The following is a 3550-nucleotide window of genomic DNA, read 5'->3' as shown; positions in this document are numbered from 1 at the left end:
TTTGGTCCACGGCATGGTGTCCTCCCTCGAATCTTTGCAAATCCGAAGGAATCACAAGCCCGCCAAAACCGCTCACCCTTTTTCGGTCAGGCTCTTATTAGGAAGCCCCTACGCCGGGACCAGGTCGTGATAGTAGCCGGTCTTATCCCAGGTCGCCCTCAAGATGACCCCGGAAACCTTTGCAATAGCGACCGTGAAGTGCTCCGGCACCGCGCCCCGTCTAGTGATCGGGTCAACTACTTTTGGTATGCCGTGAAGAAGTGAACCCTCCATGAGGTGCCCACACACCGTCTGCGAGGCACTCGACAGCGTAATGTGGACGTGACAGTAAGGAGTTTCGTGTCCATCGAAACCTCCGAAGCCGAAGCCCGTGATGCCACTACCGCTGATCTGCGGCGCCGGAGTCACCGTCTTGTCCGGGACCCAGCCCATCCCGATGATTCCATGCGCACTCACCTCTAGCGGCCCCGGGATATCCACCACGTCGATCCCAGCTCCTCCGTGTTCCTGATGTGGAAACCGCTGCAAAACGACGTTCTTCATCGAGCCAGTCGCGTCCAGAAGAATCCCTGTCTTGACATCGTGTTTCTTGCAGATCTCCCAAAGGGCTCGAAGAAGGTCGTCACCTGGCTCGAGTCGAGCGTAGATGATTTCCTCGAATTTCCCACTGAACGTTTGCCTTTCTTTCATACTCTATCTCCGAAATGAGTAACGCGTGAACTCCTCGGGCCCAGACTTCTAATAGCCGCCGAGTCACTGGGATACTTACGGGATTCCTTAGTCGAATTCCCGCAATGTGGCGCTTGGTAACGACGCAATTCTTCGCCTGAGCTAGAGAATGCGAGGCTCTTGTGCGATCAAGCGTCGCCTATTGGTCACACCCGCACGGCACTAAGTCAGCGCCTTTCTGGTTCGAATTAGATCAAGCAGTCCCGCGCTTGTAGGACCACCTGGTGACCGAAACGGCAATTAACGTGATCGAAGTGGGCCATGATGCACTGCTTGAGTTCATGTCTTGAGACCAGCCGGATGTGGCGCAAGACTGAACGGGCGAAGTTGGAGAAGAGCCCTCGATGAGATTGAGCCACGAGCCGTGCTTGCGCGAGAAGGCGAACCCGAAGCGCCCGGCTGATCGAGTGGCGAGCTGGGCTTTTGTTTCTCTGGCGATGTCTGCAGAATAAATCGAGAATCAGCTTGATCGCTGTTCGGCAGATTGGCGGCTCGACGGTAGCCGGGCCGAGTTGCGACGCGCAGCAAGCGGTAGTTTGTACCGTGTCACTTTCCTTCGTGTCCGCCACCCTGCACGGACTAGACGGGGTAATCGGCCGGACGTCTTACCGTCCGGCCTCTCCCCGATGATCTCCGTGGCTACTGACGAGATCGGCACCACGTGGCTGGTAACGTCGCAGGGCAGCGGACAGCACGGCCCGCATTCGCTGCGACGGCATGCAGGACTCGCGTCAGCTCGCCCTATTGCTGGTGGTTCTTAGGGACCATGACGAACATCGTGCAGGCCGGTAGGCAGCCTTTCGAGATCATTCCTCAAGCTTATCTGCTCGAGCGTCACCGGGGAGATTCTTTGGCATCCGGCCCTCTTCTTTGGTAATAATCTCAAGGAGAGCAGGGATGCCTTTCTCATTTGGCGCTGAAGTGCGCTTGATTGCCGGAATGATTTCTTCAGGCTCGACAACTTCCTCACCATATCCGCCGAAGGCTCGGGCCATCGCAGCGTAATCTCCACCAAGCTCCTCGATCTTATATCTCTCGGAAGCACTGGGGTGATACTTGCTATATCACCCATGATGCTGTTCTTCACGACGATTGTCAGCGTTCCCAGTCGGCAGCGGACGGCGGTTTCGAAGTCCATCCCGACCATGCCAATGGCGGCGTCACCCATGATGTTGACACGTCGCCCCTGAAAAAGCGTCCAAGTGCTTGATTGAGAGTCTGTTTTTCGGTTGCGCCGGCATTTGAGATTGCAGGGATCGGGGCCTACCCCAAAACCCTGCAATTTCGTTTGTGGATTCCCTTTCGCTGCGGACCATGATTCTGTGGTTCATCGGAGGGGGCCGATGCGACCGAAGAAGCACAAGACGACGGATCGAACGATCTGTTCCGGGCGCCGGCTGGACCAGATCATCAACATGAAGCACGAGCTGGTTCAGCTAGCCGGCAAGATCGCTTGGGACTGGATCGACGGCGAGATCGCGCCGCTTTACAGCGAGGACGGCCGGCCCGGGATCGAGACCCGCTTCATGATCGGGCTCTTGCTGCTCAAGCACATTTGCGGACTGTCGGATGAGGGGGGCGAGCGCTGGGTTCACGACCCGTATTTCCAGTTCTTCACCGGCGAAGAGTTCTTCCAGCACGCTTTCGCGCACGAGCGCTCGGACCTGAGCCATTGGCGCAAGCGGCTCGGCGACAAGCTGGCGCTGCTGCTGGCTGAGAGCCTGCGGGTGGCGCACGAAGCCCGCGCGTTACGCAGCCAAGACCTCAAGCGGGTCACGGTCGGCACCATGGTGCAGCCGACGGCCATCACCTTTCGAACCGATGCCAAGCTGCTGCATGCTGCCATCAAGGGCCTCAACCGTCTGGCGAGACGGCACCGGGTCAGGCTGCAGCAATCCTATGCTCGCGTGGCCAAGGCCGCCGCGATGATGGCGGGCCGCTACGCCCATGCCAAACAGTTCAGGCGGCATCAGGGACAGTTGCGCATCCTGCGCAGTCGGCTGGGCCGGATCATCCGCGACATCCGCCGCAGGATCGAGGGGCAACCGGCCCTGGAGGAGGCGTTCGCCCTTCCGCTCGGCCGGACCGCGCAGATCCGCTCGCAGCAGCAGCGCCAGCGTGGCTGGAAGCTTTATTCCTTTCCATGCTCCGGAGGTGGAGTGCATCGGCAAAGGCAAGGCCGCCGCGCCCTACCAGTTCGGCGTGAAGGCCTCCATCGTAACCAATAATTGCCGCGCTTGGCGCGCAATCGTCGGTCTATACCCGCTCGATTAGGCTTCTTAACGGACGACCATCTAGCCATTCTCGTTGGATATGCGCGCACCGTTGCGCGTTGACGCTGTACGCGGTGTAGCGCCATGGCATAATAGGAGATAAAGCGACTATTAAATGAAAATAGGCCCCCAGGAGCAAATCCCTTCAAACGAGAGTTGTGATCTTGCCCCAAAAAAAATGGACAGGGTTAAGCTGCTTTTAGCTCCATCTCGATCGGGCTGATGTAGCCGATGGCGGAGTGACGACGAGTTCGATTGTAGAAGCCCTCGACATAGGCAAAGATATCCCGTGTGGCGTCTGCCCTTGTTGCATAGTGCCTGTGGTGGACGAGCTCGGTCTTGAGTGTGTGAAGGAACCATTGGAGCATTGTCATAGCAGTTGCCTTTGCGGCTCATCGACGCCCTGAGGCCGGCAGATTGCATCAGCTTGCGGTAATCCGCCGAGGCATATTGGGCGGATTCAAACGGTCGTCGCAACACCCTGAAGTTGGAGGTTGCGATGAAAGTTGTAAGTCGACGTTCGGCACGGTCAGGACGAGCGCCATTTG

At 58.1% G+C, this 3550-nt stretch carries 2 protein-coding genes and 3 pseudogenes; 1 reads left to right on the top strand and 4 read right to left on the bottom strand.

The genetic code is table 11. The features are described from left to right. Positions 1-108: 108 nt before the first annotated feature. From GA0061098_RS43235 to GA0061098_RS47725, 3 genes and pseudogenes are all read right to left on the bottom strand, one after another. Complete coding sequence (locus GA0061098_RS43235; RefSeq protein ID WP_091968202.1) at positions 109-690, bottom strand: PPC domain-containing DNA-binding protein; 582 nt, start codon at positions 688-690, stop codon at positions 109-111. An 845-nt stretch (positions 691-1535) separates the two neighbouring features. Next, entirely contained in the window at positions 1536-1724 is a 189-nt protein-coding gene (locus GA0061098_RS46890) for a hypothetical protein (RefSeq protein ID WP_245324011.1), read from the bottom strand. Between the two features lie 83 nt (positions 1725-1807). Beyond that, positions 1808-1897: pseudogene (locus GA0061098_RS47725) on the bottom strand (hypothetical protein); the annotation flags it as partial. Positions 1898-2072: 175 nt separating this feature from the next. On the opposite strand from GA0061098_RS47725, the pseudogene GA0061098_RS43225 reads away from it, so the two are divergent. Beyond that, positions 2073-2967: pseudogene (locus tag GA0061098_RS43225) on the top strand (IS5 family transposase); the annotation flags it as partial. 223 nt (positions 2968-3190) lie between these two features. Here GA0061098_RS43225 and GA0061098_RS43220 read toward each other — a convergent pair. After that, positions 3191-3455: pseudogene (locus GA0061098_RS43220) on the bottom strand (IS3 family transposase); the annotation flags it as partial. Between the last annotated feature and the right edge of the window lie 95 nt (positions 3456-3550).

Origin of the sequence: Bradyrhizobium shewense (genome assembly GCF_900094605.1) — a bacterium.
Classification (GTDB): Bacteria; Pseudomonadota; Alphaproteobacteria; order Rhizobiales; family Xanthobacteraceae; genus Bradyrhizobium; species Bradyrhizobium shewense.
The sequence above is the reverse complement of the archived record's forward strand: the minus strand, read 5'-3'. Positions and strand labels throughout refer to the sequence as shown.